Source organism: Mesorhizobium sp. BH1-1-5 (genome assembly GCF_020165615.1).
GTDB lineage: Bacteria > Pseudomonadota > Alphaproteobacteria > Rhizobiales > Rhizobiaceae > Mesorhizobium.
Window position 1 is genome coordinate 183,797 of the sequence record NZ_JAIUIM010000003.1, and the last position, 26,487, is coordinate 210,283.

General features: G+C 65.8%; 21 protein-coding genes. 5 read left to right on the plus strand and 16 right to left on the minus strand.

The features are described from left to right. Positions 1 to 33: 33 nt before the first annotated feature. On the plus strand, positions 34 to 1,293 hold the full coding sequence (locus LB572_RS05415) for an MFS transporter (protein WP_224666990.1): 1,260 nt from the start codon (positions 34 to 36) through the stop codon (positions 1,291 to 1,293). A gap of 10 nt (positions 1,294 to 1,303) precedes the next feature. On the opposite strand, the gene LB572_RS05420 is transcribed toward LB572_RS05415, so the two are convergent. From LB572_RS05420 to LB572_RS05435, 4 genes are all read right to left on the minus strand, one after another. Next, positions 1,304 to 2,089, minus strand: a complete 786-nt coding sequence (locus LB572_RS05420) for a hypothetical protein (RefSeq protein ID WP_224666991.1) — start codon at positions 2,087 to 2,089, stop codon at positions 1,304 to 1,306. 141 nt (positions 2,090 to 2,230) lie between these two features. Further along, the gene (locus LB572_RS05425) at positions 2,231 to 4,234 is read right to left on the minus strand and encodes an amidase (protein ID WP_224666992.1); all 2,004 of its coding nucleotides are present in this window, start codon (positions 4,232 to 4,234) and stop codon (positions 2,231 to 2,233) included. A gap of 124 nt (positions 4,235 to 4,358) precedes the next feature. Continuing rightward, complete coding sequence (locus tag LB572_RS05430) at positions 4,359 to 5,429, minus strand: SEL1-like repeat protein (protein ID WP_224666993.1); 1,071 nt, start codon at positions 5,427 to 5,429, stop codon at positions 4,359 to 4,361. Between the two features lie 236 nt (positions 5,430 to 5,665). After that, positions 5,666 to 7,270 carry a WD40 repeat domain-containing protein gene (locus LB572_RS05435; protein WP_224666994.1) on the minus strand — a complete coding sequence of 535 codons (1,605 nt, stop codon included), beginning with the start codon at positions 7,268 to 7,270 and terminating at the stop codon, positions 5,666 to 5,668. A 279-nt stretch (positions 7,271 to 7,549) separates the two neighbouring features. On the opposite strand from LB572_RS05435, the gene LB572_RS05440 reads away from it, so the two are divergent. Next, positions 7,550 to 7,660 carry a putative RiPP precursor gene (locus LB572_RS05440; protein ID WP_140807095.1) on the plus strand — a complete coding sequence of 37 codons (111 nt, stop codon included), beginning with the start codon at positions 7,550 to 7,552 and terminating at the stop codon, positions 7,658 to 7,660. 227 nt (positions 7,661 to 7,887) lie between these two features. On the opposite strand, the gene LB572_RS05445 is transcribed toward LB572_RS05440, so the two are convergent. The 10 genes from LB572_RS05445 to LB572_RS05490 all read right to left on the minus strand — a co-directional run bounded on the left by LB572_RS05445 (position 7,888) and on the right by LB572_RS05490 (position 20,265). Continuing rightward, positions 7,888 to 9,078, minus strand: a complete 1,191-nt coding sequence (locus LB572_RS05445) for a hypothetical protein (RefSeq protein WP_224666995.1) — start codon at positions 9,076 to 9,078, stop codon at positions 7,888 to 7,890. Between the two features lie 174 nt (positions 9,079 to 9,252). After that, positions 9,253 to 10,026: an exodeoxyribonuclease III gene (gene xth / locus LB572_RS05450; RefSeq protein WP_140807097.1), complete on the minus strand. Its 774-nt coding sequence runs from the start codon at positions 10,024 to 10,026 to the stop codon at positions 9,253 to 9,255. Between the two features lie 173 nt (positions 10,027 to 10,199). Beyond that, positions 10,200 to 10,853, minus strand: coding sequence for an alpha/beta fold hydrolase (locus LB572_RS05455; RefSeq protein ID WP_224666996.1), 654 nt, complete (start codon positions 10,851 to 10,853; stop codon positions 10,200 to 10,202). 210 nt (positions 10,854 to 11,063) lie between these two features. Next, positions 11,064 to 12,161, minus strand: a complete 1,098-nt coding sequence (locus tag LB572_RS05460) for a tetratricopeptide repeat protein (RefSeq protein ID WP_412033538.1) — start codon at positions 12,159 to 12,161, stop codon at positions 11,064 to 11,066. A gap of 17 nt (positions 12,162 to 12,178) precedes the next feature. Continuing rightward, the gene (locus tag LB572_RS05465) at positions 12,179 to 13,087 is read right to left on the minus strand and encodes a Ku protein (protein ID WP_140807099.1); all 909 of its coding nucleotides are present in this window, start codon (positions 13,085 to 13,087) and stop codon (positions 12,179 to 12,181) included. Between the two features lie 374 nt (positions 13,088 to 13,461). Next, on the minus strand, positions 13,462 to 15,954 hold the full coding sequence (ligD, locus tag LB572_RS05470; RefSeq protein WP_224666998.1) for a DNA ligase D: 2,493 nt from the start codon (positions 15,952 to 15,954) through the stop codon (positions 13,462 to 13,464). 264 nt (positions 15,955 to 16,218) lie between these two features. Continuing rightward, positions 16,219 to 16,443 carry a hypothetical protein gene (locus LB572_RS05475; protein WP_224666999.1) on the minus strand — a complete coding sequence of 75 codons (225 nt, stop codon included), beginning with the start codon at positions 16,441 to 16,443 and terminating at the stop codon, positions 16,219 to 16,221. 94 nt (positions 16,444 to 16,537) lie between these two features. Beyond that, on the minus strand, positions 16,538 to 17,767 hold the full coding sequence (locus LB572_RS05480) for a GNAT family N-acetyltransferase (RefSeq protein ID WP_224667000.1): 1,230 nt from the start codon (positions 17,765 to 17,767) through the stop codon (positions 16,538 to 16,540). A 9-nt stretch (positions 17,768 to 17,776) separates the two neighbouring features. After that, positions 17,777 to 19,084 (minus strand): hypothetical protein, encoded by a 1,308-nt coding sequence (locus LB572_RS05485; RefSeq protein ID WP_224667001.1) that lies wholly within the window; start codon positions 19,082 to 19,084, stop codon positions 17,777 to 17,779. Then, positions 19,081 to 20,265 (minus strand): glycosyltransferase family 4 protein, encoded by a 1,185-nt coding sequence (locus LB572_RS05490; RefSeq protein ID WP_224667002.1) that lies wholly within the window; start codon positions 20,263 to 20,265, stop codon positions 19,081 to 19,083. The genes LB572_RS05485 and LB572_RS05490 overlap by 4 nt, the downstream gene beginning before the upstream one ends. A gap of 355 nt (positions 20,266 to 20,620) precedes the next feature. Between LB572_RS05490 and LB572_RS05495 the strand changes: the two genes are divergently transcribed. Both LB572_RS05495 and LB572_RS05500 read left to right on the plus strand, forming a co-directional pair. Next, positions 20,621 to 21,808, plus strand: coding sequence for a DUF1972 domain-containing protein (locus LB572_RS05495; RefSeq protein ID WP_224667003.1), 1,188 nt, complete (start codon positions 20,621 to 20,623; stop codon positions 21,806 to 21,808). Continuing rightward, on the plus strand, positions 21,805 to 23,076 hold the full coding sequence (locus LB572_RS05500) for a glycoside hydrolase family 5 protein (protein WP_224667004.1): 1,272 nt from the start codon (positions 21,805 to 21,807) through the stop codon (positions 23,074 to 23,076). Before LB572_RS05495 ends, LB572_RS05500 begins: the two co-directional genes overlap by 4 nt. A 63-nt stretch (positions 23,077 to 23,139) precedes the next feature. Here the strand turns inward: LB572_RS05500 and LB572_RS05505 are convergent, their stop codons facing one another. Beyond that, positions 23,140 to 23,778, minus strand: a complete 639-nt coding sequence (locus LB572_RS05505) for a TetR/AcrR family transcriptional regulator (RefSeq protein ID WP_224667005.1) — start codon at positions 23,776 to 23,778, stop codon at positions 23,140 to 23,142. A gap of 179 nt (positions 23,779 to 23,957) precedes the next feature. Here LB572_RS05505 and LB572_RS05510 point away from each other — a divergent pair, with 179 nt between their 5' ends. After that, positions 23,958 to 25,163 carry a TCR/Tet family MFS transporter gene (locus LB572_RS05510; RefSeq protein WP_412033539.1) on the plus strand — a complete coding sequence of 402 codons (1,206 nt, stop codon included), beginning with the start codon at positions 23,958 to 23,960 and terminating at the stop codon, positions 25,161 to 25,163. Here LB572_RS05510 and LB572_RS05515 read toward each other — a convergent pair. Further along, positions 25,092 to 26,486, minus strand: a complete 1,395-nt coding sequence (locus LB572_RS05515) for a VpsF family polysaccharide biosynthesis protein (protein WP_412033537.1) — start codon at positions 26,484 to 26,486, stop codon at positions 25,092 to 25,094. The genes LB572_RS05510 and LB572_RS05515 overlap by 72 nt on opposite strands. Position 26,487: the final 1 nt, after the last annotated feature.

Sequence of the window (26,487 nt, forward strand, 5' to 3'; positions counted from 1 at the left end):
TCCCGTTCGAATATGCGGACAGCGAGGCTAGCCATGAACGGAACAGACAACGCCCGGGTCGCGGCGGCCGACTTCGTGGAACAGCCGTCGCATGCTGCCGGCGGCGCCATCACCCGCTCGCAGACATTGCTGTTCGCCGCCTCGGTCGGCATCATCGTCACAAACTTGTTCGCGCCCCAGACGCTGGTCGGATTGATCGGCCCATCGCTGGGTGCCGCGGCATCGGAAAGCGGCCTGGTCTCGATGGCTACGCTGCTCGGCTATGCGGCCGGGCTGTTCTTCCTGGTGCCGCTGTCCGACCTGGTCGAGAATCGCGCGCTGGTGCTGCGCATGCTGTGCGCGGCCGCGCTCGCCGCCGCGGTGGCTTCATTCGCGCCGTCCGCCGCCTCGCTGCTTGCCGTGCTTTTCGTGCTCGGCGCCGCCTGTTCCTGCATTCAGGTGCTGGTGCCGGTGGCCGCCTCGATGGCGCCGCCGGGACAGGAAGGGCGCGTCATCGGCGACGTGATGAGCGGGCTGATGATCGGCATCCTCCTATCCCGTCCGATTGCCAGCATCGTCGCCGACGCCTTCGGCTGGCGCGCCTTTTACGGCATCAGCGCCGCGGCACTTGCGCTGCTTGCCGTCCTGCTCGGCCTGACGCTGCCAAGGCGGCGGCCTCCGGCGCATGCGAGCTACGCCGCGCTCATCGCCTCGCTGATCGGGCTTCTGGGTCAGGAGCCGATGCTGCGTCGCCGCGCCTTCACCGCGAGCCTGGTGATGGCGGCCTTCAGCGTGTTCTGGACGGCGGTGGCTTTGCGCCTCTCGGCATCGCCTTTCGACCTCGGCCAGAAAGGCATTGCGCTGTTCGCGCTGGTCGGCGCCGGAGGTGCGGCGGTGACGCCGATTTTCGGCCGCGCCGGCGACCGCGGTTTTACGCGCCCGGCAACGATCCTCTGCCATATCCTGCTAATCGCGGCGCTCGGCGTCGCCGCGTGGGCCGGCGTGGGGGCCGGCGCGGCCAAGGCCGGCGGCGCATGGCTGCCGCTCATCCTCATGGGCGTCAGCGCCGTGCTGCTCGACATCGGCGTCACCGGCGATCAGACGCTCGGCCGCCGCGCCGTGAACCTGCTGCAGCCGAAGGCGCGCGGCCGCATCAACGGGCTGTTCGTCGGCATCTTCTTCATCGGCGGAGCGATCGGCTCGCTGCTGGCCGGCCTCGCCTGGGCCTGGGGCGGCTGGAACGCGGTGTGCGCCACCGGCGCAGTGTTTGGGGTGGCGGCGCTGGTGGTCGACCTGGTGGGTAGCTCGGAATAGCTGCCGCCGCTCAGGCGTTCCTTGGATCGGCCACGCATTGCGGGATCGCGCGGGTGGCGGCGATCAGCTTGCCGCGCACTTCCGAAGGCCGTCGCAAATTCTGCCAGTAGGCGCCGATGCCCTTCATCTCGGTGCCCTCGCCGCCGCCCAGCGCGCCGTCGGCGCCGACCAGCATCGTCACGATCTTGACGCCGCAGGCGAGGTTGCGGTCGGGATCGGTGATGTCGACCTCCGACTTGAAGCCGCAATGGTATCTCTGCTCGTCCGAAAGCGACAGTTGCAGCAGGCCGATCGAATACTGGTCCTGGTCCTCTTCCCAATAGGCGGCGGAGCTGCTGTTGACGGATTCGGCGCTGACCAGGTCGGCAAGCAGCGTACGCCAGAACACGGCGCGGCTGCCGCGATCCTGCCGCAGATAGCCTGGGCAGAAAACCCCTATGTCGGAAGGCTCGAGACCGCTCAGCGGCTTTTCGGCATCGACCAGATAGGCCAGCTTGCGCGTCACGGTCTTGTGGTCGACCATTTTTGCCACCGCGCCCTGCCCCGCAAGGCAGTTTTTCGCGAAGGCCTGCGCCTCCGGCTGGGTGGTATGACCGTGGGATTTCCACTGGTCGGTGCAGGACGGCTCGGACGCGACAACCGGCTCCGCCGCCCGTGGAGCAGCCGGCGAGGCGACCGCCACGTTAGCAGGCTTCGGTGCGGCGGCTTTCGGAGCGGCAGCCTGGGGCACCGCGCTGTCGATAACCTTGGGACTGGCGCAGCCGTCAAGCGCCAGCGCAAGTCCTATCAATGCCAAGGCGGCGCGGATCGGCTTCGACCGAAGCCCGGCCCCCGAACGGACTGATCCGCAAGCGTGCAAAGTATCCCCTCCCGAGCAGTAAAAGGTACAGACCAGCCCGGCCTCGCATCGTCACTCTGCCAGATCGGTGGTGGCCTGTCACCCGATCCCGCCAGTGATCGTGAAGGTTCCCTTACAGTGCCCGTCGGGCAGGCGCGCAATGGCCGTGACGATCGAGCCATAGGCGCCGCGCCAGACGCTGTGGAAGCCCTGATGCGTCGATGCCGGCACGACCACCCGACCGATCTGACGATTGCCATCCGCCTGCATGACGACAGGCTCTCCGTTGACGTGGACTTTCACTTTGGCCGGCTCGTCCGCGCCGACTTCCAGCACGATCGCGATCTCGTCGGTGCCGCCGGATCGCGTCGTCTCAGCGGTGAGCGCCAGCGTGAGCGGAGCATCGCCGGCCGGCGGGTCCTTGCGCTCGAACACATCGTCGGCCAGCGGCGGCGTGCGCGGCGGAGCGGTGCGGCGCCTTGTGGCGTGCTCGTAATCGCCGGCGATCGTCAGCAACGCCACGTCGTCATAGGCCTTGCCGGCGAAGGTCAGGCCGACGGGCATGCCTATATCGGCCATGGCGCCCATCGGCACGGTCACCGTCGGGATGCCGAGATGGCGCCAGACGAGATTGCCGTTGGCGACCCAGGTGCCGTTGCGCCAGGCGAGCCGGGCGGAAGCCTCGTTGACGTCCGCATCGGCCGGACCGACGTCGGCGACCGCCGGCAGCACCACGGCGTCGAGGCGATTGGCGTCGAGCCAGTCCTCGAAGTCGGCGCGGCGCGTCGCCTCCAGGCCTTTCAGTCCCGCTTCGATGGTTGGAATGTCCGCAAGCGGCGCCACGCTCCGCCTTGCCCGCTCGACATACTGCGCCAGATCGAAATCGGCCTCGCCATAGGCGTCGCGCAACGTGCCCGGCGGCTGCGGGAAGATCTTTGCGCCGTCGACCGAAGCAAGATCGGGGATGGCCGGATCGGCATTTGCGCGCAGGAAATCGTCCCAAGACCAGATGGACAGGTCCCAGATCTCGCGCTCGGCAAACTCGACCGGCACCAGCCCGCGATCGACCATGGAGCGAGCGCCAGGACGGTCGCGCTCGTAGTTGGACACGACGGGAAAATCGACCTCGACCACCTCGGCGCCGAGCGCCCCGAGGTCGCGCGCCGCCTGCCGCCAGAGGTCAAGCACCGAAGCGCGGGTCTCGATCGGGCGCTCCGCACCTTCATCCTTGTCGATATACATTTTCGGCACGCCGAGCCGCCTGCCCTTGAGCGCGCCTTGCACGGCAAGCGCGGCATAGCTCGCCGGCCGCAGCGCCGAGGCCTTCGGGATCGCCACCCAGGGCTGCACGCGCCAGAAATCGCCGCGCGTCTCGTCATCGTCGGCGACGATGACGTCGAGCAGTTCCAGCATGTCGGGAATGGTCCGCGTATGCGGCACGACCACATCCATGGTCGGCACGAGGGGCCAGTTGCCGCGCACCGAGATCACGCCGCGCGAGGGCGTGTAGGCGACCAAGGCATTGTTGGAAGCCGGCGCGCGGCCGGACGACCAGGTTTCTTCGCCAAGCCCGAAGGCGGCGAAGGATGCGGCGGTCGCCGTGCCGGAACCGTTGGACGAACCGGAGGCGAAGGCGGCGGTGAGGAAATCCTTGTTGTACGGACTCTCGGCGCGGCCATAGACACCGCGCTGCATGCCGCCATTGGCCATCGGCGGCATGTTGGTGAGGCCGATCAGCACCGCGCCCGCGGCGCGCAGGCGGGCGATGGTGAAAGCGTCCTCGTTCGCCGCAAGATGCTCGAAGGCCGGCGAGCCGGCGGCGACCGTCAGACCCTTGGCCTTGTAACTGTCCTTGGCGGTGTAAGGGATACCGTCGAGCCGCCCGAGCGTCTTGCCCTCGCGCCGGCGCCAGTCGGACGCTTCCGCCTCCTCGAACATCTTCGGGTTGAGGATGGGCACGGCGTTGAGCGCAATGCCGTGACGGTCGTAGTGCGCGATGCGGTTGAGATACGCGCCGGTGAGCTCGACGCTGGTGACGGTTCCATGTTCAAGCGCGCGGCGCAGGTCGGCGATCGAAGCTTCGACGAGGTAGAGGGTTGGCATAATGGCGGGCGAATTCCTTGTAGAGGTTGCGTTCCGTCACCCCCCCTCTGCCCTACCGGGCATCTCCCCCGCAAGAGGGGAGATCGATGTAGCGATCGCTTTCGCCACTCGCCAGCGATGCCAGTCACAGCGTCTTGCTGTCGAACTGCCCGTTCTGCTTCATGAGTTCGATATAGGTCTTGGCCTGCGCGTTGCCGTGCTCCGCCGCCTTCAGGAACCACTTGGCTGCCGCAGGGTAGTCCGGCTTTCCCAGCGCCCCGAGATAATAGAGTTGGCCCAGGCTGAACTCGGCGTCGGCGTTGCCTGTCTTTGCCACCTCCAACCACATTTTTTCGGCGGCTTTGCTATCTCGGGCCACACCCCTGCCATTGGCGTAGCAGTAGGCCACCCATAGCTGGGCCGCTACATTCCCTTGCCTGGCGGCCTTCAGCCACCACTGCATCGCATTGACCTCGCTTCGAGCCAGGCCTGCGCCTTGCCAGTAGGCAATCCCGAGACTTGCCTGCGCGAACGCGTCGCCCTGGTTAGCCGCCTTCAGCCACCAGGACGCGGCTTCTGTATCGCTCCTGCCGACACCCTTGCCCTTCGAGTAGGCATCGCCCAGCGCCGACTGCGCCGGGATGTAACCTTGCTCGGCTGCCCTGCGGTACCAGACAACCGCCTGCGTATCATCCTTGCCGACCCCGCTGCCCAGCGCGTAGGCATTGCCGATGGCGGCTTGCGCATCGACCTGGCCACGCGCAGCGGCCTTCATCCACCATTCGAAAGCCTTGTTGAAATCCTGATCGACACCGTGGCCGCGCGCATAGAGCGTACCGAGCAGACTCTGCCCGCTCGGGTCTTCCTTGTCGGCGGCGTTTCTTGCAAAAGCCGCCGCAACCTTGTCGTCCCTCTCCACGCCTTCGCCGACGTAGTAGGCGCGACCAATGGCGTAGGCCGCTTGGGCGTTTCCTCCGTCGGCGGCCTTGCGCCACCAATCGAGAGCGTGCTGCCGGTTTTGCGCCACGCCTAGGCCCTGCCAATACAGAACCCCCAGTTTATATTGCCCGTCGGGATTATCTGTATCCGCCAGTAGAGAAAGCTGGCGATACTCTTCCGCATAGTCCTTGGCCAGGTTCGCCGCCCGCGCCTTTTTTATCGCGGACCATTGCTGGTAATAGTTTAAGGCCGGACCGAACAGAACGAAACCAGCCAACACAACTAAGGCGAGGCATAGCGCCGGCCCGGGGCGCGGCCGACGCGGACTATAGACTGCGGTTTGCGACCTAGGCGGCCATTCGAAATTGCTCAAGGTCCCCAACCCATTTGCAGACACAAGTAATCAATAGCGCAAGTCTCCCCATTCGGGAATATTTGCGGAAAGGCTTCGCTCCGGAGGACCAACTCAAGGAGGCCACCCAAGAATCCGACAACCTTGGAACTGATAAAGGCTTATTCCGGCGCACCCGGAAACAGCACCTTCCCATCACCTCCCGCCGCCGGCCAGTCGCGGATGGTGCGGTCGATGCCGCCTGTCAAAAGCGTCCCGTCGGCGGCAAAGGCGACCGAGTATATCGGCCCGGTGCCAGGGTCGAATTCGGCGATCTCGGCGCCGGTGTCCATGTTCCAGACGCGCGCCGTGCCGTCGAGCGAGACGGAGCCGAGCCGTTTGCCGTCGGAAGACAATGCGAGCGCATAGACCGTGCCTGAATGGCCCTCGAAACGTCGCACTTCCTTGAAGCTGTCGAGGTCCCAGAGTTTTATCGTGTGGTCGCCGCTGCCGGTCACGGCGTGGTGGCCGTCGGCCAGGAAGACCGCGCCATAAGCGCCGCGGTCGTGGCCGTGCCAGTTGCGCAGCTGCTTGCCCGAAACGATATCCCAGAGCTTCAGCTCACCGTCGATGCTGCCGGTGAGCGCCCTGGTGCCGTCGGGCGAGATGGCGACGGAGCTGACCGACCAGTCGTGGCCCGGCAGCACATGCGCTACCGTCCCCTTCTTCAGATCCCAGACGACCACCGAACCGGTGTCGTGACCGCTGACAGCGAGCTTGCCGTCCTGGCTGATCTTCAATTGCCTGACGCCGCCATTCGCTCCAGACGAGAAGACGTGCAGCACCGTGGCGTCGGATAGCTGCCGCAGCACGATCTCGCCGTCGTCGCCGGCGGTGAGCGCGGTCTTGCCGTCGGGCATGAAAAGCGCGCTGCGCGCCATATCCTTGTGCTCACCCAGATCGCGGATCAGCCGCTTGCCGTCGATGTCCCAGAGCTTGATCATGCGGTCGGTGCTTGCGCTCATGATCTCGTGGCCGTCGGGCGACACCGCCAGCCAGACGACGGCATCGCGGTGGCCCTGCGGCGCGGTCGGCTGGGCAGGAGGCGCCGGCGGAGGCGGCGCCACCGTCTGCGGCGGCGTTGCGGGCGCGAGCGCCGTCTGCTCGGTCGGCTGGACGGGCTGTGCCGGTTGGGCAGGCTCCGGCGGCGCGGACTCGGCCGGCGCGGCAGCCGTCGGCGCCGGCTGGACGGGAGCCGCGACCGGCTCTGCGGGCGGCGCGGGTTTCGCAGCCATTTCCTGAGCGGGTGCGGGCGCGGCCGGCTTTGCGCTCGCCTCCGGCGAAGTCGGCTTTGCGCTGGCCTCCGGCTCGGGCTTCGGCTCGGATGACCGAGGCGCCGGCTCGGTCGGCGCGATGGCGACGTCCTTCGCCGGTTCGCTGCCAGACTCTTCCGTCCGCCACGGGCCGAATTGGTCGGCGACGATGACGAGCAGCGCCAAAAGCGGCAAAGCAAGCGCTGCGCGGCGCAACCGCGGATGGCCGGCCGGAGCGATCTCGGCGTCGCGACCGAACAAAGGGGCCGCCGGATCGTGCCCTGCCGCCGCCGGCAGCAGGCCGGCAAGGAAAAGCAGCCCGGCAAGGACCGACAGCACGCCAGCCACGCCGAAGATTTCCAGGCGCGCCGTCGCGAGCGGCCTGCCGCCCAGCACCGGATAGAGCTTGGCGAAACAGGCAATGCCGACGATCAGCATCGCCAGCGCCAGCAGCCTGTCGGTCGATCTCCTCATCGGTCTCCCCCCCGCCTCGCAACAGCCCCGCCGTCCCGACCCGCGGCGATAACAACCCCTGCATCCTAGCCGAGCTTGCGGCCAAGGCTAAGTGCAAGACATCACACAAGGGTCGCCGAGCGATATCTTTCGCACTCGGCTCCGGCAGCCACGACCATCGTACTATTGAGCGGCGGTTACACCAGTAGAACGCTGTCCCCAGGAACAGAACGGCCGCTTGCTTGACAGAAACTGCTTATATGAGATTATCCGCTGGGATCTTCGAGGAGCGCAATTCGCATGAAGAAGACTTACGAGAAGCCGATTCTGATGCGCAAGGGCAAGCTTTCGGCGGTGGTAGCGGGTCCGTCGCTCGTCAACGGTAACGGCTCCACTCTGCCCCCGCCCTGATCGAGTCACCTAACCTGTCTTTCGATAATCCCTGCCGCAGGGATTACGTTTCAATTTCCGCCTATTGGGCGTCCTGTAAGGTTTGCGTATATGCGCCACCCGCATTGCGCATGATCACGGAGGGTCGTCTCCGTACCTCGCGGTCGATAGCTGCCGCTTCGCGCCGGCTATGATGTCCCTCCAAGGCAACCACAAAGCCTCGGTCCGCCGGCACGGTTCCGGTGACGTCAGAGCGCAAGCATGAGATCGTCCAACACGGCCTGCCAATGATGCCTGGTGGAGATGCGTATGCGCGTCACCGCCCTAAGCATAGGCGCGTAGTGGACCGGCGCCAGCGCCGACAGCGCGATTTCGTCGCTGGCGATCAGCTCTTCCCCCAGCCAGCTTTCCACCAGTGCCACCTCGCCTTCCGAAGCCAGCCAGGCCGCGGCCAGCATCGCCGAATGGAAGCCGAAGGGCGTGGCGCGGCCGAACTCGGCCGGATGGCCGCTGCTGGTATAGGCGATGTAGGCGCCCGACACGTTGCCGTTGACATAGCCTTCGCTGTTTGAGGTGTGATCGCGCGACATGGCGTTGAGATTGTGCCAGTCGAGCCCGGCGTGACCCGACGGCACCTTGCGCAGGCCGCGCGGTGTTATGTCGTCAAAGCCGATGGCCTTGAGCGACGCGTCGGGCGCGAGCGCGCCGGGCGCCAACAGGCCGAGATCGATCGGATAACCCGATAGCCTGAGCCACCGGTCGAGCCCGGAACCGGCAATGACGATTTCATCGGCATCGACGCCCAGCGGGAAGCGGAAGGCTGCGTCCGCAGGCAGCGCGTGACGTTCGAGCAATTTGCCCTTGCCCATGACCGACAGCGTCGCTTCCATCCCCACCGGCGTGCTGCCGCTCGCCGTCCGCCCCGGCGCGAGGCCGACCGGTTTCGGCAAACCCTCGCCGACGAGGCCTACCATGGAGCCAGGCGCGTCCCGCAGGCGCACTGCCTGGTCCTGGTTGGCACTGCTCGCGCGCCAGCCGGGCGGCACCGAGACCGAGAACCGGTAGATTCCGGGTCGCTGGATCATCGCGCTGCGGCGCTTCGACGACATCGAGAAATTGGCGAAACCGGCACCGTTGCTACGCGCCGAGGCAAGGAAAGTGCCGCGCTCGTCATAGAGTCGCACCACGATGCCCGCCATCGGCCGGTCGGCTTGGCCATAGCTGCCGTCGCCGTCGACATCCATGTAGACGAAAGACGAGAAGTTGAGCTTGCCGGATGTCGGCGCCCAATGGACGCGATGCGCATAGTCGCCGGCCGGATTGGGGTTGCCGCGCGCCCTGCGGCGCTTGCGGCGCCAGCGCAGCGCGATCGCGATGAGGGCAATCGCGCCGGCAAAAACGAGGGCCGAGATGAGGGCGACGAGGGCGGCGTCAGCCATGGTGCGCAGGCGATGGCTGCAGATCAGTGTTCAAGACCACGAGCATGAAAACCCCCTCCAAATTTTCAGCAGATTAGCGTCGGACATCGATGCCGCAAGTCATTGTGATGAATTGCGATGCTGGCGGGACAGCGCCGGCCTTCCCTTCTCTCCTTGCGGGAGAAGGGAAGGATCTCATCCCAACTCCACCCAGACCGGCGCATGATCGCTGGGGTTTTCCCCTCCCCGCACCTCGCGGTCGATACCCGCGCCCTTCAGCTTCCGCGCCAGTTTCTTCGACAGCAATATGTGGTCGAGCCGCAAGCCCGCATCGCGCGGCCAGCGGTTCCGGCGATAATCCCAGAAGGTATAGAGTCTTTCTTGCCTGGGAAAAACCTTGCGCAGTGCATCCGTCCAGCCCTGCTCGATCAGCGCGGCAAAGGCGGCGCGGCTTTCGGGCTGCACCAGCGCGTTGTCGTCATAGGAGCGGGTCTCATAGATGTCGCGTGGTTCGGGCACGATGTTGAAGTCGCCGGCTAGCACCACCGGCAGGCCGGTGTCGAGGAGATCACCGGCGTGTGCTGCGAAGCGTTCGTGCCAGGCGAGCTTGTAGTCGAATTTCGGCCCCGGCCGCGGGTTGCCGTTCGGCGCGTAGAGGCAGGCGATGACGACGCCGTCAACCGCCGCCTCGATGTAGCGCGCCTGGCGATCGGCGTCGTCGCCCGGCAGCGCCTCGCGCGTCAGCACCGGTTCGGCGCCCCTTGCCAGGATGGCGACGCCGTTCCAGGTCGGCTCGCCCTTCCACACCGCGCCATAGCCGGCGTTAGCGAGGCGGGTCAGCGGAAACTGGGTGTCCCGGGACTTGAGTTCCTGCAGGCAGACGACGTCGGGCTTTGCTTTGGCGAGCCAGGCGAGCAGGTTTTCCAGCCGGCTGTTGATGTTGTTGATGTTGAAGGTGGCGAGTTTCATGTTTGGATGCCGAAACCGCCCCTCGCTTCCTCATCCTCGGGCTTGACCCGAGGATCCATTCCGCGACGACCACCGTGGAACGCGGCGGGGCAGAATTCCCGAACCGTTGCAACGCCTGGCGTCACGGAATGGATTCTAGGGTCTGCGCGCGTCGCTTCGCTCCTTGCTCCGCCCTAGAATGACGAAGCCGATGGCTGCGCCAGCTTGGCTTTTATAGTCTCAGCCACCGTCTTCAGATGATCCGCCGTCGAAAAACCCGAGATCGCCCTGCGCGGCTTCAGATCATGGTCGCCGTCTTCCAGCCAAACCACCTCGATGGCGTCGGAAAGGCCGTAGGTCGCGACTTCCTCCTTGGTGCCGAACTCGTCGCGCGTGCCCTGGAAGATCAGCGTCGGCGTTTTCAGGTCGATGAGATGCTTCGTGCGCAATTGCTCCGGTTTGGCGGGCGGATGGAATGGATAGCCGAGGCAGACCAGGCCGGCGATCTCGCCCTTGGCGTACATCTCGTCGGCGACCATCGAGGCGACGCGGCCGCCCATCGACTTACCGCCGATGATCAGCTTGCCGGTCACGCCCTTGGCGCGGAGATCGGCAATCGCCTTCACATATTCCGGGTTCACCGTCTCGGCGCGCGGCGGCGGCTTGCGGTGGCCGTAGCGGCGCGCCGCCATGTAGTGGAACTCGAAGCGCGCGACCTGGAAGCCAGCCGCTGCGAGCGCCTTGGCGGTGGCGGTCATCGAGGGCGAGTCCATCGAAGCACCGGCGCCATGCGCGAGCAGGATGGTGACGGCAGCTGTGTCGAAGCCGTCGAAGAGGAAGTGGGTCATGGGTGCTCCAACCTCCCCTTCTCCCCTTGCGGGAGAAGGTGGCCGAGCGAAGCTCCGACGGATGAGGGATGCTCCAACTTGGCGTACACGCCCATCAATGTACCGGTACACGTCAACATCACCAGCGTCTCATTCCCTCCAACACCCCTCATCCGTCTCGGCGCTGCGCGCCGATCCACCTTCTCCCACAAAGGGAGAAGGAAAAGGCGCTCACCCCGCCGTCCTCGCCATGTGCAAATCCACGAACTGTATGCCCTTCTGCGCCAACCTCGCCCATTCGGAGTCCGCATCCAATTCCAGATACCGCCCCCACAGCCGCCTGGCCTCCGTCAGATTTCCCGCATCGAATTCCAGCCGCGCGAGGTTGAAGACCGGGTCGGCGTAGCTCTTGTCGAGCGCGATCGCCTTCTGCAGATGCCGTCTTGCCGAGGCAACCTTGCCCTCATCGCTCATCAGCCCGGCGAGGTTGAACCAGGCTTCGACAAAGCCGGGATCGAGTTTTATCGCCCGCGCATAGTCATGCGCCGCCTCGGCAGCGCGGCCGGCGCCGCGCAGGCAGTTGGCGCGGTTGAAGGCGGCGATCGCATCCTTGGGATCGATCGCAAGGCAGCGCTGGTAGAGTGCTGCCGCATCGTCGTGGCGCCCCTCCTCTTCCGCCATTTCCGCCTCGGCGAACAGTTCCTCCAGCGTGTCGTCTTCCGGTGAGCCGAGGTCGAACAGCAATTGGCCGTCGAGCTCGCTCCTGCCGTCGTCGAGATAGATCGCGTCCGGGCGGCCATGTTGCGAGCCAAGGTTGAGCGACTTGGCGGTGAGCGAGGCCACCGGGCCGGAGCGGTGCACCGAGCGTGCGATCGCGCCCCACGACGCGCCGCTGGTGATCAGCCCGGCATATTTGCGGGCCAGGATCAGGTCGCGGAAGGAATAGGGTTCGCCATCATGCTCGAAGGCGTCGAACAGCGACAGCATGTCGAGATCGGCGCCAGCCAGTCGCGACTGATCAATCAGCGATTGCCTGGAGAGCGACGAGGCGTCGGGCGCCTTCATCAGGCCAAGGAGGCGCAGGAAGCCATTCTCGCTGATAAGCTGGCGCCCAGCTTCGCGCTCGGCCTTCGCGCGGCGCTCGATCTCGGCGTCGCCGGATTTCGCCGCCTTGGCGAGAAGCGCGCGGCCGAAGACGACGTGGCTGGTGCGGCGGCTGACGCCGCGCCTGAGCTCCGCATGGCGGCGCTCGACCTCGCGCGCGGCAAGGCGCAACGGAAAGGCGGCCAGCGCGCCGACGACGCCGAAGACGGCGCCGGGAACGATCACTGGCCCTGCACTTCCCTTCACTTCTTGCTCTTGCCGACGGCCTTCAACAGGTTCGCCTTCAGCGGATTTTCAGCCGCGCCGCCCGCGGCCGCCTTCTTGGCGGGCTTGGCCGGCGCTTCCTCGGCCTTGCTCTTCGACTTGGCCGGGGGCTTCGCCTGCTGCGACAGGCTCGCCTTCAGCGCGTCCATCAAGTTGATGACATTGCCGCGCTCGGGTGCTGCGGCGATGATCGGCTTGTGGCCTTTCAGCTTCTCGCGGATCATCGCCATTAGCGCCACCTCGTAGCGATCCTCGTAGTTCTTCGGATCGAAGTGGGTTTCCTTCTGCTTGATCAGGGCCTCGGCCAGCTGCAGCATTTCCGCGTCGGGCTTGGCATCCGGGATGTTGCCGAAATATTCAGTGGTGCCGCGCACTTCGTTGGGGTTCCTCAAGGTGCAGACGAACATGCCGTTCTCGCGCGCACCGATCGTCACCACGCGCTCGCGGCTGGAGAGCACCAGGCGGGCAATCGCCAGCTTGCCGGATTTGCGCATGGCTTCCCGCAGCACCGCGAAGGTTTCTTCCGCCATCGCGCCATCCGGCGCCAGGTAATAAGGCGAGTCCTGGTAGACGACATCGACCTCGCCCTCGTCGACGAAGGCCTCGATGTTCATCGTGTGGTTGGATTCGATCCGGACCGCGTCGAGGTCGGCGTCATCGATTATGATGTACTGCTTGTCCTCATATTCGTAGCCACGCACGAGATCCGAGCGCTCGATCAGGCCGAGCTCTGGATCGACCGGCTTCATGTTGATGCGGTTGTGGGTCTTCTTGTGCAGCTGATTGAACGAGATCCGCTCGCTCGCGCTGGTGGCCGGATAGAGCCGGACCGGACAGCTAACGAGGCTGAGCTTGAGGTAACCTTTCCAACTTGCCCTGGGCGCCATGATGAACTCCTACGCGGCCATGCACTGACACTATGTTGGAGCATGATCTTGTCATGCTCTTTGCAGCGCTTCGTCCGAAGGACGAGCAGCGCCGTGGAAATCCTACACCGACCCCTCACCCTACAGCCGAATTCCTAGCGAAGTGTTCTTGGAGTGGGTTAGCGCGAAGGATAATTCAAATTGTAGGAAGCGTCGATGGAGATGGCGCCGCCCTTTTCCTCGCCCCACGAAGTGGGGAGAGGTGGCTCGGCGAAGCCGAGACGGAGAGGGGGAATGGCGTGGCGCCGAATGTTCCGGCGCTTGACCACATACGCTGGCGCTGCCCCTCTCCGGCCGCTGCGCGGCCACCTCTCCCCACTTCGTGGGGCGAGGAACTAGCGCTCAAACGCCGGCAAATCCCTGGCAGCCTCATCGATCTCCGCCCACGGGTCGCCCGACGTCTCCAGCAGGCCGGGCAGCGAGGCGTAGTTCAAATCCTCGGGCGCGTCGATCGCCTCCAGGTCGGTCCAGCTTACCGGAGTCGAGGCCGGCAAGTTGGTGCGGGCACGCAGCGAATAGGGCGCGGCGGAGGTGTGGCCGCGGGCGTTGCGGTGGAAATCGATGAAGATGCGCTTCTTGCGGTTTTCCTTGCCCATCGTGGTGGTGAAGGTGTCAGGCGCGGTCGCGGCGAGCAATGTCGAAATGGCGCTCGACGCCTGGTGCAGCTTCTTCCAGTTCTGCTTGCGCGTCACCGGCACGGTGATGTGGATGCCCTTGCCGCCCGACGTCTTGGCGAACGGCACCAGGCCGAGGCTTTCCAGCCCGCCCTTGATGTGGACGGCGGCCTCGACCACCTCGCGCCACGAAATCCCCTCGCCCGGGTCGAGGTCGAAGACGATCTGGTCGGGCTTGTCGAGCTTGGCGCGATGCGTGCCCCAGGTGTGGAACTCGACGACGCCGAACTGCGCCAGCGCCAGGTAGCCCTTGGCATCCTCGACCGAGAGATAGGTTTTTGTTTCGCCTTCCGAATTGGTGCTCTCGAACACCGCCACCGAGGGCGGCATGCCGGTGAAGGCGTGGCGCTGAAAGAAGCAGTCCTGCGGCTTGCCGGTCGGGCAGCGCACCAGCGACACCGGTCGGCCGATGATATGCGGCAGCATGAAGTCGCCGACCAGCGCGTAATAGACGGCGATGTCGAGTTTGGTCGGCCCGGTCTTGCCGAACAGCCGCCGCTCCGGATTGGTGACCCAGATGGTGGCGAGGTCGGACTCGGCGATCAGCCGCTTGCGCTTGACCGGCACCGGCGTGGTGAGCCCGCCGACATCGCGCAAGCCGCGAAAGACGCCGTGGCGCAGCGAATTGTCGGCCGTGCGGTTGGCGTAGTGGATGCGCGCCGACAGCAACGGCTTCACCCAATGCATCTCGCGCATGATCTCGCGCGGCACGCCTTCGGGCGGCGTGGCGCCGGCGGTCAGCCGCTCCAGTCGGGCGAGCAACTCCGTCGCCATGTCGCGGTCGAAGCCGGTGCCGACCTTGCCGCGATAGTGCAGCTCGCCATTCTCGAACTCGGCCATGCCAAGCGCCGCCAGCCCCTCCGCCCGGTCGGAGACGGTGTAGCCGGCGATGACGAAGTCATCCTTTTCGAGCGCCTTCACCTTGGTCCAACTCTTGGTGCGGCCGCTCTGGTAGATGGCGTCGGCGCGCTTGGAGACGACGCCTTCGAGCCCGAGTTCCGTCGCCTGCTCGTAGAGCCCTTGGCCCGAACCCTCGACATGGTCACTATACTGGATGGCGGAATTGGCGGCCTGGCCGGCGAGCAGTTCGGCCAGCAAGGCCTTGCGCTTTTGCAGTGGCGCCTTGCGCAGGTCCCAGCCGTCGAGATGGAGCAGGTCGAAGGCGTAGAAATGCAGTTTCGAGCCGGCGCCCTCGGCCAGCGCGTCCTGCAGCAGCGCGAAGCGCGAAATGCCTTTGTCGTCGAGCACCATGATCTCGCCGTCGATGATCGCCTGGGCGACCGGCAGCCGCGAAAAGGCCTGCGGGAGATCACCATAACGCTTCGTCCAGTCGATGCCGCCGCGGGTGATCAGCCGAACCTCGCCATCCACCACATGCGCCATGGTGCGGTAGCCGTCGAATTTTATCTCGTGCAGCCAGAGCTCTGGCGTTTTCCGTGAGGGGTGTTCACCGCCCGGCGGCTCTGTCACCTGGGTGGCCAGTTGCGGCTCGATGCGGGCGGGTGGATCGCCTTTTACCGCGCCGGGCAACGCGCCCGGCTTCAGCGAGCCGGCTTTCGGCGGCAGGCGCTCGCGTTTCTTCGGCGGCGTCACCAGCTCCTCGATGCGGAGGCCCGATTTCACGCTTTCGGGCCTGGCTTCAAGAATGTCGAGCTTGGTGTCGGAAGCGAGGTCGCGCTCCTTGAACAAAAGCCAGTTCTTCTTGTTTTCATGCTCGCCGGGCTTGGGCTTCAGCCTGGTCAGCATCCAGCCGCCATTGAGCTTCTCACCGGCCAGCCGGAACTTGAAGGCGCCGGTCCTGAGGCTTTTCTCGACATCCTCCATCGGTGCCCAGGTGCCGGTGTCCCAGACGATCATGGGCCCACCACCATATTCGCCCTCGGGGATGACGCCCTCGAAGTCGATATATTCGATGGGGTGGTCCTCGGTCTCGACGGCGAGGCGCTTGTCGGCCGGGTTGAGCGAGGGGCCCCGCGGCACGGCCCAGCTTTTGAGCACGCCGCCGACTTCGAGGCGTAGGTCGTAATGATCGGCGGTGGCGTGATGCTTGTGGACGACGAAGCGGTTGCCCTCTCCGCCTGCGAGGCTGCCCGTCGGCTCCGGCGTGCGGGAGAATTCACGCTTGGCGCGGTAGGGTTTGAGGTTGGCGGGCATGGCTAGGCGCCGAAGAACGGAATGGAATACGGCGAACGCCGCGTTCCCTCGCCCCCCTCTCTGTCCTGCCGGACATCTCCCCCTCTAGGGGGGAGATTGGCAGTTCCAGCGCCGGCACTCCCCTTCCAACGCCGGCGATTGGCGAAAGTGGTCGCGACATCCGATCTTCCCCCTTGAGGGGGAGATGTCCGGCAGGACAGAGAGGGGGGCTGTCCCGCCGGCATCCGAGATTTTCCTATAGCGCGGCGGAGCAAAGGAAAGAGATCAATCGTCAATCGCCGGCGTCAGTTCCAGCTCGGCCGGCGTCAGCCCTTGCCGCAGCTGGCTCAGCCGGAACTCGTCGACCCAGTAGGCCTCGCCGTCGACCAGCACGCGGGCGCTGTAGGAGCCGCCGGAAAAGCGCTGCGCGGTGACATAGACCTTGTGGCGCTCGAGCGCGGTCTTCACCGCGGCGCGGCGGGAATTTTCTCTGGCAACGGGACTGGCCATGGCCTCACTCGAACACGCTGCCGCGGAGATAGCGGCTGCCCTTAAGCATGGCGGAGACCGGAATGTGAGTCAATTTGCCGGCCAAAGCCGCCGCTCAGCCACCCGACCGCAGACGCCGCCAGCGCTGCATGAATTCCTGCGCGAGCTTGAACAGGCGCGGTTTGTCGCGCACGAAAGCGACGCCCCGGCCGCGGTATCTGATGGCCTCGCTCGCGGCCATGCCCTTCAGCGTGATGCCGTAGCAAAGTTCGGACAGAACCGCCTTCACCGCGCCCATATGTTCCTTGTAGCTCTGATTGCCGACCGACAGGTCGAAATAGCCGAAGCCGGCACCCCGGCCCCATCGGATCAGCTCGCCCATGATGCAAAGGCCGGGCGAAACATTGGGCACCGCGATCTGGTCGATCGCGATCAGCAGCGCGTGCAAGGTGCCCAGATGGACCGCCAGATACTGGACCGCGACCGTCACGTCGCCGGCGCGCAGGCCGAATATCCGCACCGAGCCGTCCGTCAGGCCACGATGCGCGGCCTTGCGGTAAAAATCGATGACCGGCGGCTGCGCCAGCAGATCGAACCGGCCCAGCTCGCGAAAACGGCTGAGCCGCATCTCGACCAGCTTGCCGAAAATCGAGTCCACAAGGGCGGGCGTATCGGCTTCCACCAGGGCCAGGCCGCCATTGCGATCGAGCCGGCGGAGATCCTTGTTCAGCGCCTTGACGAACGAAGGGCGGCAGATGCGCTTGACCACGGTTTCGGCATCGCCGTCCATGGCGATGCCGTAATGCGAGTGGATGGAATCGCGCGCCAACGAAAGCAGCGCCAGTGGATTGGCGACGCCGCCGACCTCTTTCGGAATGCCGGCGATGTGGATGCGATCCGCCGGCGGCAGCACGGAAAGCACCGCGACCCAGGCAGCTTCGGCGGATTGCCTGGTCCAGGGCGTCGCGTCGGCGAGCAAAGGCGCGGAATAGTCGCACACGCCGCAGCTCAGCCATTCGATCACCCAATGGTGGAAGGCCCGGCGACGCATCAGCGGCAGAAGCATCCTCGGCTCGCCCGTGCCGGCATCCCTCACTTCGACGATGGCGAGGCCGGCTTTTTGCGGCACGAGCCCTTCGACGATCCCCTCGGCCCAGGCGAAATGCTGGTGGCCGGTGCACACGCCCGTCGTCTCGAGACGCAGCCAGAGCGGTTTGACCGTATCGAGGCTGGTGTGCAACTGCGCCACGTAAGCGCCGCTGGCGGAGCCTACGGCATGCGGCGCGGCTTCGCCATCGGCCAAACCCGTCGTCATCGCGGCCATCGGCATTGCCTGGCTTGCCACATCATTCTCCTAACGTCTCTGCACGGCGAGCGTAGCCGCGCGGCGCCAGGCACCGACCACGGTGGGGCGCTGCTCGCTCGGGTGCTTGAGGTTCCACATGCGGTTGGCCGCGAAATACCATGAAGCCACGAGCACGAAGATCTCGGACAGCGCGGCGCCGGCCAGCGACCATGTCGACGGCGCGATGGCCAACAGGATCCCGATCGTCACGAGCCCGACAATCGCGCCGGCCATCGTGGTGAAGGCGACGATGCGGAAATCGCCGACGATCTCGAGGACCACGCGCGGCATCACATAGGCCATGATCGGCACATAGTTGGCGATGGCGAAGAGGCCGATCAGCCCGATCGAGGCATGCTGCAGGGCCTGGGACTTGATCATCGGCAGGATGAACAGGATGCCGCCGCCATAGGCCAGGCCGCCGACCCCCATGACGCAGGCCCAGATCTTGGCCTGCGTCCACACGCGGTCGAATTCCTTGTTGCGTACCAACCTTGCCAGTTCCGGCTGCGTCATGTTCGAGAAGGCAAGGCTGGAGATGCGCAGCGGCGCAAACAGCACCAGCACCGCGGCCAGCGGCGCGTAGGCCGCAGGGCCGGCGATGCCGGCGACCAGCAGCGCCAGGCTTTGCCCCTGGATGTTGGTGGTGGTGGCGCTGAAACCCGACCAGGAGAGCTGCGGCCAGAGCTTCGCATAGCGCCGCCAGGTCGGCGCGCGGAAGGAGATGCGCAGCCTGCGCCGCGCCAGCCTCACCAGCACGGTGATGCCGACGACATTGGCCGCGGCAAGCGCATAGAAGGTGGCCTGAAGCTTGTCCGCGAAGAACCACATCGCCGCCCCCGCGAGCACTATGCCCGCGATGGTGAACACGGCGTCGCTGATGGAGACGACGAGCTGCATGCGGCGCGCGAAGAAGGCCGTGCGCATATGGCTTCGCAGCGACCAGGCGCAGACGAAGCAGGCCGCGCCGATGCCGCTCGGATCGCCCAGCAGGCGCATCAAAAGCCCGGTGCCGAGCCCCATCAGCAGCGCCACCACAAGTGCTGCCGATCCGAAGGTCACATCATAAGCGTCGACGCCGGCCCTGTTGGTGCTCTTGCTCATCCATACGGTAGCCGGTACGGCGGTGAGCGAGCGGATATAGGACAGGCCGACGCCGCCCATCACCATGGCCAGCGCGAAGAGGCCGTAGCCTTCGGCCGATAGAAGATGCAGCAGCGCGATGTTGAGGGCAAAATGGAAGCCGCTCTGCATTGCCTCGCCGCCGATCATCAGCATCAGGCGCCGCACCAGGTGGGCCGGGAAGGTGAACCTCACGGGCTCGTCTCCGCCTCGCGCGCAATTCGCGCCCGTCCCTGCCGCGGCGTCGCCGCCTTAAGCTTGTCGGCCACGATCGCCACGATCGCGGCGGCGGCAATATGTTCGCTGAAGAGAGCCTCGTAGCGAGCCCGTCCGGCGGCGGCGTAGCCGCGCCAGAGTTCAGGCCGCAGGATGATCTCCGTGAGCTTGCCGGCAAGGGCCGCGGCATTGCCCGGCGGCACATGCCAACCGGTCTCGCCATCGGCCACCACTTCCACCAGTCCGCCGATCGCCGAGACCAGCGGCGGACGGCCCCAACCCATCGCCTCTATGGCGACGCGGCCGAGCGATTCCGGACGCCGCGACGGCACCGCCACGATGTCGGCCCAGCGGTAGTGGTCGGTGGGGTCGGAGACGAAAGGCAGCACTTCGACATGCCCGGTCAGCCCCATGCGCCCGACCAGTTCGGCCAATGCGTGCTCGCGCTCGACGCTTTCGAAGGCGCCGCCGACGAGGCGGACCTCGACGCGGTCTTGCAACTCCTTGGGGAGCGACGCAACCGCTTCGAGCAGCACTTCCTGTCCCTTGATGCGGTTGACGCGGCCAAGCAACAGGACCTTGAGCGGGCGGCTGCCATCATAAGTCGTCGGCAAGGCGGCCACCGGCCCGGCGACGCCGTTATAGACGACATGCGTGCGCCGTCCCTTGGCATCGACGGCCGGCGGATCGCCGAAGGTGGCGCGCGTGGCGCGCGAATTGAAGATCAGATCGGCCTTGCTCCAACGCATCAGAGCGACGAGCACCTTGCGCAGAACGCCTTCCGGGATTTCGTGGATGTGCAGCAGCGCCTTGCAGGGCAAAAGCCGCGCGGCCAGCGCGTAATCGGCGATGATCGAGGTGTTGATATAGGTGAGGTCGTTGTCGCGCATGCGCCGCCAGGCGCGCCACAGCGCCGCCGGCAGCCGCGCCATCTCGACGGTGGCGAGCTTGAGCATCGCCTGGCGCCTGAGCACCCAGAGCGGCTCGAACACGATGCGGCTGGCATGGGGCTTGAGGATGTCGACGATCGGTCCCTCGCGCGGCAGCACGACCTCGATCTCGGCGGCCGGAAACGCGGCGCGCAGCGCAGCCACGCTTTCCGCGAAGCTGCGGTCCGAACCGTAGAGCTCATAGCCCTGATGAACGCAGGCAATGCGCATCACTATCTTTCCACCTTGCACCCCGAGTCCGCTCAGCACCGGAACCCTTCAAGCGCGGAAGAACTTCATGCCAAATCCGCACGCCGCTCTACCCAGCGGTGGCCACTGCAGGCCCGGGAGCAAGGATCATGCCGGGTCTTGAATGCCCGGCTGCGGCCCAGGAACCCCAGCCGTGCCCCGTATCGGTACAGATACGTCGCGAAAGTTGACCGATAATGAAGCAAACCCGGCGACCTGAAGAGAAATTTTACACCTTCATGTGAATATTCACCTTGGGGGTACCCTGGCACGGAAGTTGCTGGGCGTGTCATTGACGTAGCAACAACCATGACCGAACCCCGGGGAATCCTTCATTTTGAAACCGGAACGACCTTCCATCCTGATCGAAAGACCTTCGATCCTGATCCTGGGAACGCGCGGCATTCCAGCTTCCCATGGCGGGTTCGAGACTTTCGCGGAACGCCTGGCGCTTTTCCTGGCCGGACGCGGCTGGAATGTCGGCGTGTATTGCCAGAAGGAGGTCGGGCGCGTCGGGCAAAGGGTGTCGAGCGAAACCTGGCGCGGCATAGAGCTCATCACCATCGAGGTCGCCTCCAAGGGTCCGCGCGCGACGCTGGAATTCGACTGGCAATGCGTGCTCGACGCCGCCAGGCGGCCGGGTGTGTGCCTGGTCCTCGGCTACAATGGCGCGGTGTTCCTGACCTGGCTCAGGCTCATGCGGCGCAAGATCATCACCAACATGGACGGCATCGAGTGGCGGCGGCCGAAATGGGGACCGGCGGCGCGCAGCTGGTTCTGGCTCAACGAATGGATCGGCGCCTGGCTCTCGCACCGGCTCGTCGCCGATCATCCGGCGATCGCCGACCATCTGGCGACGCGGCGGCCGCGCAGCGCCATCGCCACGATCGCCTATGGCGCGGATCCGGTGACCTCGGCGCCTGAGGAACCCATTCGCGCGCTCGGGCTCGAGCCCGGCAAATACCTGGTCTCGATCGCGCGGATCGAACCCGACAACAACATCCTGCCGATCATCGAAGCCTTCCGCCGCCGCGATCACGGCGACATGAAGCTGGTGGTGCTGGGCACGCTCAACGACGACATTCCCTACCACCGAGCGGTACGCGAGGCGGCGGGCGACACGGTGATGATGCCGGGCGCGATCTACGACCAGGCGGTAGTGAAGGCGCTGCGTTACCATGCGCGCGCCTATATGCACGGACACACGGTGGGTGGCACCAACCCCTCGCTGGTCGAGGCGCTGGCCGCCGGCAACATGGTGATCGCGCATGACAACCGCTACAACCGCTGGGTCGCCGGCGATGCGGCGATCTATTTCAACGACACCGAGAGCCTGAGCGCACGGATCGACGAGGCGCTCGGCGACGATGCGCTGGTGGCGCGGTGCAGCAAGGCGGCACGGGCCCGCGCCCGCGAGGCCTTCCGCTGGGAAGACGTGCTCAGCGCCTATGAGAAGGAAGCGCTGCGGCAGCTCGGCGTCACCACAGCCGCGCCGGCAAAGGCCGACCGCGCTAGGCACGCATGACCGGCTGGTCGCGTCGCCAGGTCCTCAAGGCGGCGCTGGGCGCGGCAACAGTGCCACTGGCGACCACGGTTCCACCGCTCGTATCTCAAGCGCGAACAGCCGGTGCATGGCGTTTCAGGCGCGGCGTCAACACCTGGCCATGGTTTGCGCTGACGCGCGAATTTCCCGCGCCCCGCACCGACTATGACTGGCCGCCCTTCCAATCGCAGCGACCGGTGCCGACTTCGGCCGACCTTGCCCGGCTGCGGGCCAGCGGGCTCGATTTCATCCGCCTGCCTGTCGATCCCGGCCCGTTCCTTGCCGCCGATGCGGGCCAGCGCGCCGAGCTGATGGGCATGCTCGACGCAGCGGTCGATGCGGCTCGAGCCGCCGATCTGGGTGTCATCGTCAACGTGCAGGCCAATGGCGCCACGCATTACTGGAATCCCGACCGCATGTATTCCAGCACCGTGGCGCCGGAATTCGAATCCTATCGGGCGCTGGTGAGCGAAATCGCCGAGAGGCTGCAGGGCAAGACGGCCGGCACGGTGGCGCTGGAGCCTGTCAACGAGCCGCCTCAGGACTGTTCTTCCGAGGCATGGCCGGCCGTGCAGGCCTCGCTGCTGACGGCCGCCAGGGTTTTGGGGCCGAGCGTGCCGCTGCTCGTCACCGGCGGCTGCGGCTCTATGGTGCGGGGCTTGACGGCGCTCGATCCGGCGCCGCTGGCGGATTTCGAGCCGATCCTGTTCACCTTCCACTTCTACGAGCCCTACCTGTTCAGCCATCAGGGCGCGCCGTGGATGCGCGAACCGGTCTACCGCGCGCTGAACAACGTGCCGTGGCCGGCCTCGGCGGGCTCGCTCGAGCAGACGCTTGCTTCGGTCAGGGCGAGGATGGCGCAGGACACGGAAAGGTCCGACGAGGCCAAGAAGGCCGCCTATGCCGAGACCGAACGCGTGCTGAAAGTCTATTTCGACACCCAGCCCGACCGCCGCTTCATCGACGGCTATCTCAAGCAGGTGAGCGACTGGGCCGACCGCCACGGCATCGCCCGCGAGCGCATCATCATGGGCGAGTTCGGCGCGCTGCGCACCGATGCCCGCTACACCGCCGCTCCCAATCCCGACCGCGCCCGCTACGTCGCCGATGTGCGGCAGAGCGCCGAGGCGGCCAGCTTTCCCTGGGCGTTCTGGGACCTGTTCGACGGCATGGGCATGATGGACGACACCACGCGCGCGCTCGACCCTGCAATGGTCGGGGCGCTGGGACTGACGATGCCAGCGGAGTGAACTTGACTTGTTCAATCACCAAACCGCGCTAAGGGTTTGGTTTCATGCCGGAGCCCCTGCTCCTCACACGTAAGGCGTGCCAGTCATCGCGGCTTTCAGTCCCGCCGCGCCCTTGTCGACGAGCGCCAAAAAGGCATCGTTTGCATTCTCCCGACTGCGGGTCCGCCGGAAGATGCGATGGGCATCGAGGAAGGCGACCGTCCAGGTCGCAAGCAGCAGGCTTGCCGCCAGATGCGCGTCGGGATCGGCGGGATCGCGCCCGACCGCCTCGGCCAGCGTTTCCGCCACAAGGTCGGCCAGCTCGTCGCGGATCGCCCGCGCCCGCGCCTTCAGGGTTTCGCTGCCGGCAACCGTCGGCACAAGGCGCTCGCTTCTGGCGGAAAATTCGACCACCGGGCTGCGTTCGGCGACCAGCCGGTGCGCAAGCAGGTGCAATGCCTCGAGCGGTGCAACGCCGGTCGCACGCTGGCGCACGGCCTCGCGCAGCATCTCGCGGCCTTCCTCGTCGCGATCGAAGAACATGTCCTCCTTGCGCGGGAAATGGTTGAACACCGTCATGCGGCCGACATCGGCGGCCTCGGCGATCTCATCCACCGTCACATGATCGAAGCCACGCTCCATGAACAGGCGGGTGGCGGCATCGGAAATGGCCTTGCTCGTGGCGAGGCGTTTTCGGGAATGGCGGTCGGACGGTTCTGGCATGGCCTCCGGTAGCACGATTTTTGTACTCAGTACATATTTCCATTGACTCCGCGTCAGCGATCGCCAATATGTGTACTCAGTACATATTTAAACTCAGTATACCTACGTTGAAGCCCGGCGCGAGGTGAGGTTCGACCCCTTTGCCGCCATGGGCGCAACCGCCTTCGCTCCCGGAGCTCATCCCCATCAACAAGCCTCTCATCGTCATCTTTGCCGCCATATGCCTGGACGCCGTCGGCATCGGCCTGGTCTTCCCCATTCTGCCGCGCCTGATCGAGGAGGTGACGCACAGCCCCGACATCATAGCCTATATCGGCATCATGACCGCGCTCTACGCGGCCATGCAGTTCCTGTTCGCACCGGTGCTCGGCGCGCTAAGCGATAATCTGGGCCGCCGTCCGGTCCTGCTGATTTCGCTGGCGGGCGCCGCGATCAACTATCTGATCATGGCCTTCGCGCCGCAGCTCTGGATGCTGTTCATCGGCCGCGCCGTCGCGGGCCTCACCAGCGCCAACATCTCCGTGGCGACGGCCTATATCACCGACATTACGCCTGAGGATAAGCGCGCCGGCCGCTTCGGCCTGTTCAGCGCCATGTTCGGCATCGGCTTCATCATCGGCCCGGTGCTGGGCGGCGTGCTCGGCGACCACTGGATCCGGCTGCCCTTCATCGCCGCCGCCCTGCTCAACGCCGCGAACCTGCTGCTTGCCCTCTTCGTCCTGCCTGAATCGCGCCAGCCGGTCCGGCAGGGGATCGACCTTGCCGCGCTCAATCCGCTCAAACCGCTGCGCTGGGTGTTTTCGATGAAAGGGCTGCTGCCCATCGTCCTGGTCTATTTCATCCTTTCCGGCGCCGGCGAGGCCTACGGCACCTGCTGGGCGCTCTGGGGTTTCGACACGTTCCGGTGGAACGGCCTCTGGATCGGGCTTTCGCTTGGCATGTTCGGCCTTTGCCAGACGCTGGTGCAGGCCTTCCTGCCCGGCCCGGCAGCCCGGCTGCTCGGCGAGCGCAAGGCCTTCGTCGCCGGCATCGGCTTTGCCTGCATCGCGCTCGCCGCCATGGCCTTTGCCAGCCAGGGCTGGATGGTGTTCGCCATCATGCCGATCTTCGCGCTCAGCGGCATCGGCACGCCGGCCTTCCAGGCGCTGGCGACAAGGCAGGTCGACGCGGAGCGCCAGGGTCAGTTGCAGGGCGTGCTGGCCTCGGCCGTCAGCCTCGCCTCCATCGTCGCGCCGCTGGCCTTCTCGACCTTCTACTTCGCCATACAAAAGCAGTGGCCCGGCGCCATCTGGCTGTCGGTGATCGCGATCAATCTAGTCGCGGTGCCGCTGGTGTTGCTTGGAACGAAAAGACGTGAGGTTGCCGCACAGCCCGCGGGTGCCTGATGCGCTACGCCCGCGTCCTTTGACGACCATCGTCTGCGCCGGCCTATAAAGCGCCAGCGCGATCACCACGAATTTGGCCATCAGCGTCGTCTTGGAGGCGATGCTTTCGGAGGTGTTGAGCAGGATGAGCCAGCCCAGCATCGGCAGCCAGATGCCGGTGTGGCAACGGCGCGCGACCTCGTGCATGAACAGCGCGAAGCCGAAGAAGATCAAAAGCGTGAAGAAGGCGCCCTGGTAGAGCGTCAGGCGCAGGATCGGGTTCTCGATGCCCTGCTCCAGGCCGCTTATGCGCCGCATGCTGTCGAGCAGGTCGACATCGGGCCCGACGATCAGGTCGCGCAATTCCAGATGCCTGAAGAGATCGAACATCTCGACGCGGGCATTGGCGCTGCCGCTGTCGGAGACGAAACGTTCGAGCAGCGCGTCGAAGAAGCCGTAATAGCCGGCAAGCGCGATCGCCAGCGGCAGCAGCGCGGCGAGCATGATAACCAGCGCGGCGCCGAGAAGGTTGACGCGTCCGGTGCTGAGCTGTGCCAGGCCCTGGATGAGCATATAGGCGCCGCCGAGCAGGATCGTCAGCACCATGCCCGAGCGGCCACCGAAGGTTACCAGCGCGCAGAACTGCAGGCCGACGAGCGCCAATCTGAGCGGCGTCGACAGGGAGCGCGAGCCCGACAGCAGCGACAGCACATAGATCGAGGTGACCATGGCATTGGAGAGCGGGTGGCCCTGCAGCGCCGTCGAGCGCAGGTCGTTGACGAACACCGCGCCGTCGAACCGATACGGGAACACCAGATGCTTGGTGCCGAACTCGAACAGCGCCAGCAGCGCGTTCACGGTCATAACGACATGGATGACGAGCTGCAGCCGGGCAAAGGTCTTCTCGTCATCCTCGCTGAGCAGCAGCACAAGCAGCGCCGGGGCGACGAAAGTATCGATCATACCGGCCATGCCGGGGCGCTGCCTGAGGATGACGACGAAGAGAAGCACCGTCGAGATCACTGCCATCAGCATCGTCGCCGGCCGCTTGTTGGTGACATGGACCACATAGCCAATCGGATTGCCGAAGGTGCAGGAGCGCCAGACGAAGACGAGCACGAAGAGATAGGTGGAAGGGTGGATCTTGCTCAGCGGGCTGCCCTGCAAGCCATCGTAGTTATAGCCGGCGAGCCACAACATGCCGCCCGAGATGGAAAACAGAAGCAGCACCGCCACGGTGATGCCGAGCCGGGTCAGCGTGTCGACCGGGACAGTGCGCGGGCCCGCCATCGCGTAGCCCGGGGCCGGGACAGGCCGGGCCGGCCCCGCCAGGATCGAGGCCATG

What these genes read in the sequence shown, in the direction of transcription:
- LB572_RS05415 (WP_224666990.1), top strand. Translation starts at nt 34, where the DNA reads ATGAACGGAACAGACAACGCCCGGGTCGCGGCGGCCGACTTCGTGGAA.
- LB572_RS05425 (WP_224666992.1), bottom strand. Translation starts at nt 4,234, where the DNA reads ATGCCAACCCTCTACCTCGTCGAAGCTTCGATCGCCGACCTGCGCCGC.
- LB572_RS05435 (WP_224666994.1), bottom strand. Translation starts at nt 7,270, where the DNA reads ATGAGGAGATCGACCGACAGGCTGCTGGCGCTGGCGATGCTGATCGTC.
- LB572_RS05440 (WP_140807095.1), top strand. Translation starts at nt 7,550, where the DNA reads ATGAAGAAGACTTACGAGAAGCCGATTCTGATGCGCAAGGGCAAGCTT.
- LB572_RS05445 (WP_224666995.1), bottom strand. Translation starts at nt 9,078, where the DNA reads ATGGCTGACGCCGCCCTCGTCGCCCTCATCTCGGCCCTCGTTTTTGCC.
- xth (WP_140807097.1), bottom strand. Translation starts at nt 10,026, where the DNA reads ATGAAACTCGCCACCTTCAACATCAACAACATCAACAGCCGGCTGGAA.
- LB572_RS05455 (WP_224666996.1), bottom strand. Translation starts at nt 10,853, where the DNA reads ATGACCCACTTCCTCTTCGACGGCTTCGACACAGCTGCCGTCACCATC.
- LB572_RS05465 (WP_140807099.1), bottom strand. Translation starts at nt 13,087, where the DNA reads ATGGCGCCCAGGGCAAGTTGGAAAGGTTACCTCAAGCTCAGCCTCGTT.
- ligD (WP_224666998.1), bottom strand. Translation starts at nt 15,954, where the DNA reads ATGCCCGCCAACCTCAAACCCTACCGCGCCAAGCGTGAATTCTCCCGC.
- LB572_RS05475 (WP_224666999.1), bottom strand. Translation starts at nt 16,443, where the DNA reads ATGGCCAGTCCCGTTGCCAGAGAAAATTCCCGCCGCGCCGCGGTGAAG.
- LB572_RS05490 (WP_224667002.1), bottom strand. Translation starts at nt 20,265, where the DNA reads ATGCGCATTGCCTGCGTTCATCAGGGCTATGAGCTCTACGGTTCGGAC.
- LB572_RS05500 (WP_224667004.1), top strand. Translation starts at nt 21,805, where the DNA reads ATGACCGGCTGGTCGCGTCGCCAGGTCCTCAAGGCGGCGCTGGGCGCG.
- LB572_RS05505 (WP_224667005.1), bottom strand. Translation starts at nt 23,778, where the DNA reads ATGCCAGAACCGTCCGACCGCCATTCCCGAAAACGCCTCGCCACGAGC.
- LB572_RS05515 (WP_412033537.1), bottom strand. Translation starts at nt 26,486, where the DNA reads ATGGCCTCGATCCTGGCGGGGCCGGCCCGGCCTGTCCCGGCCCCGGGC.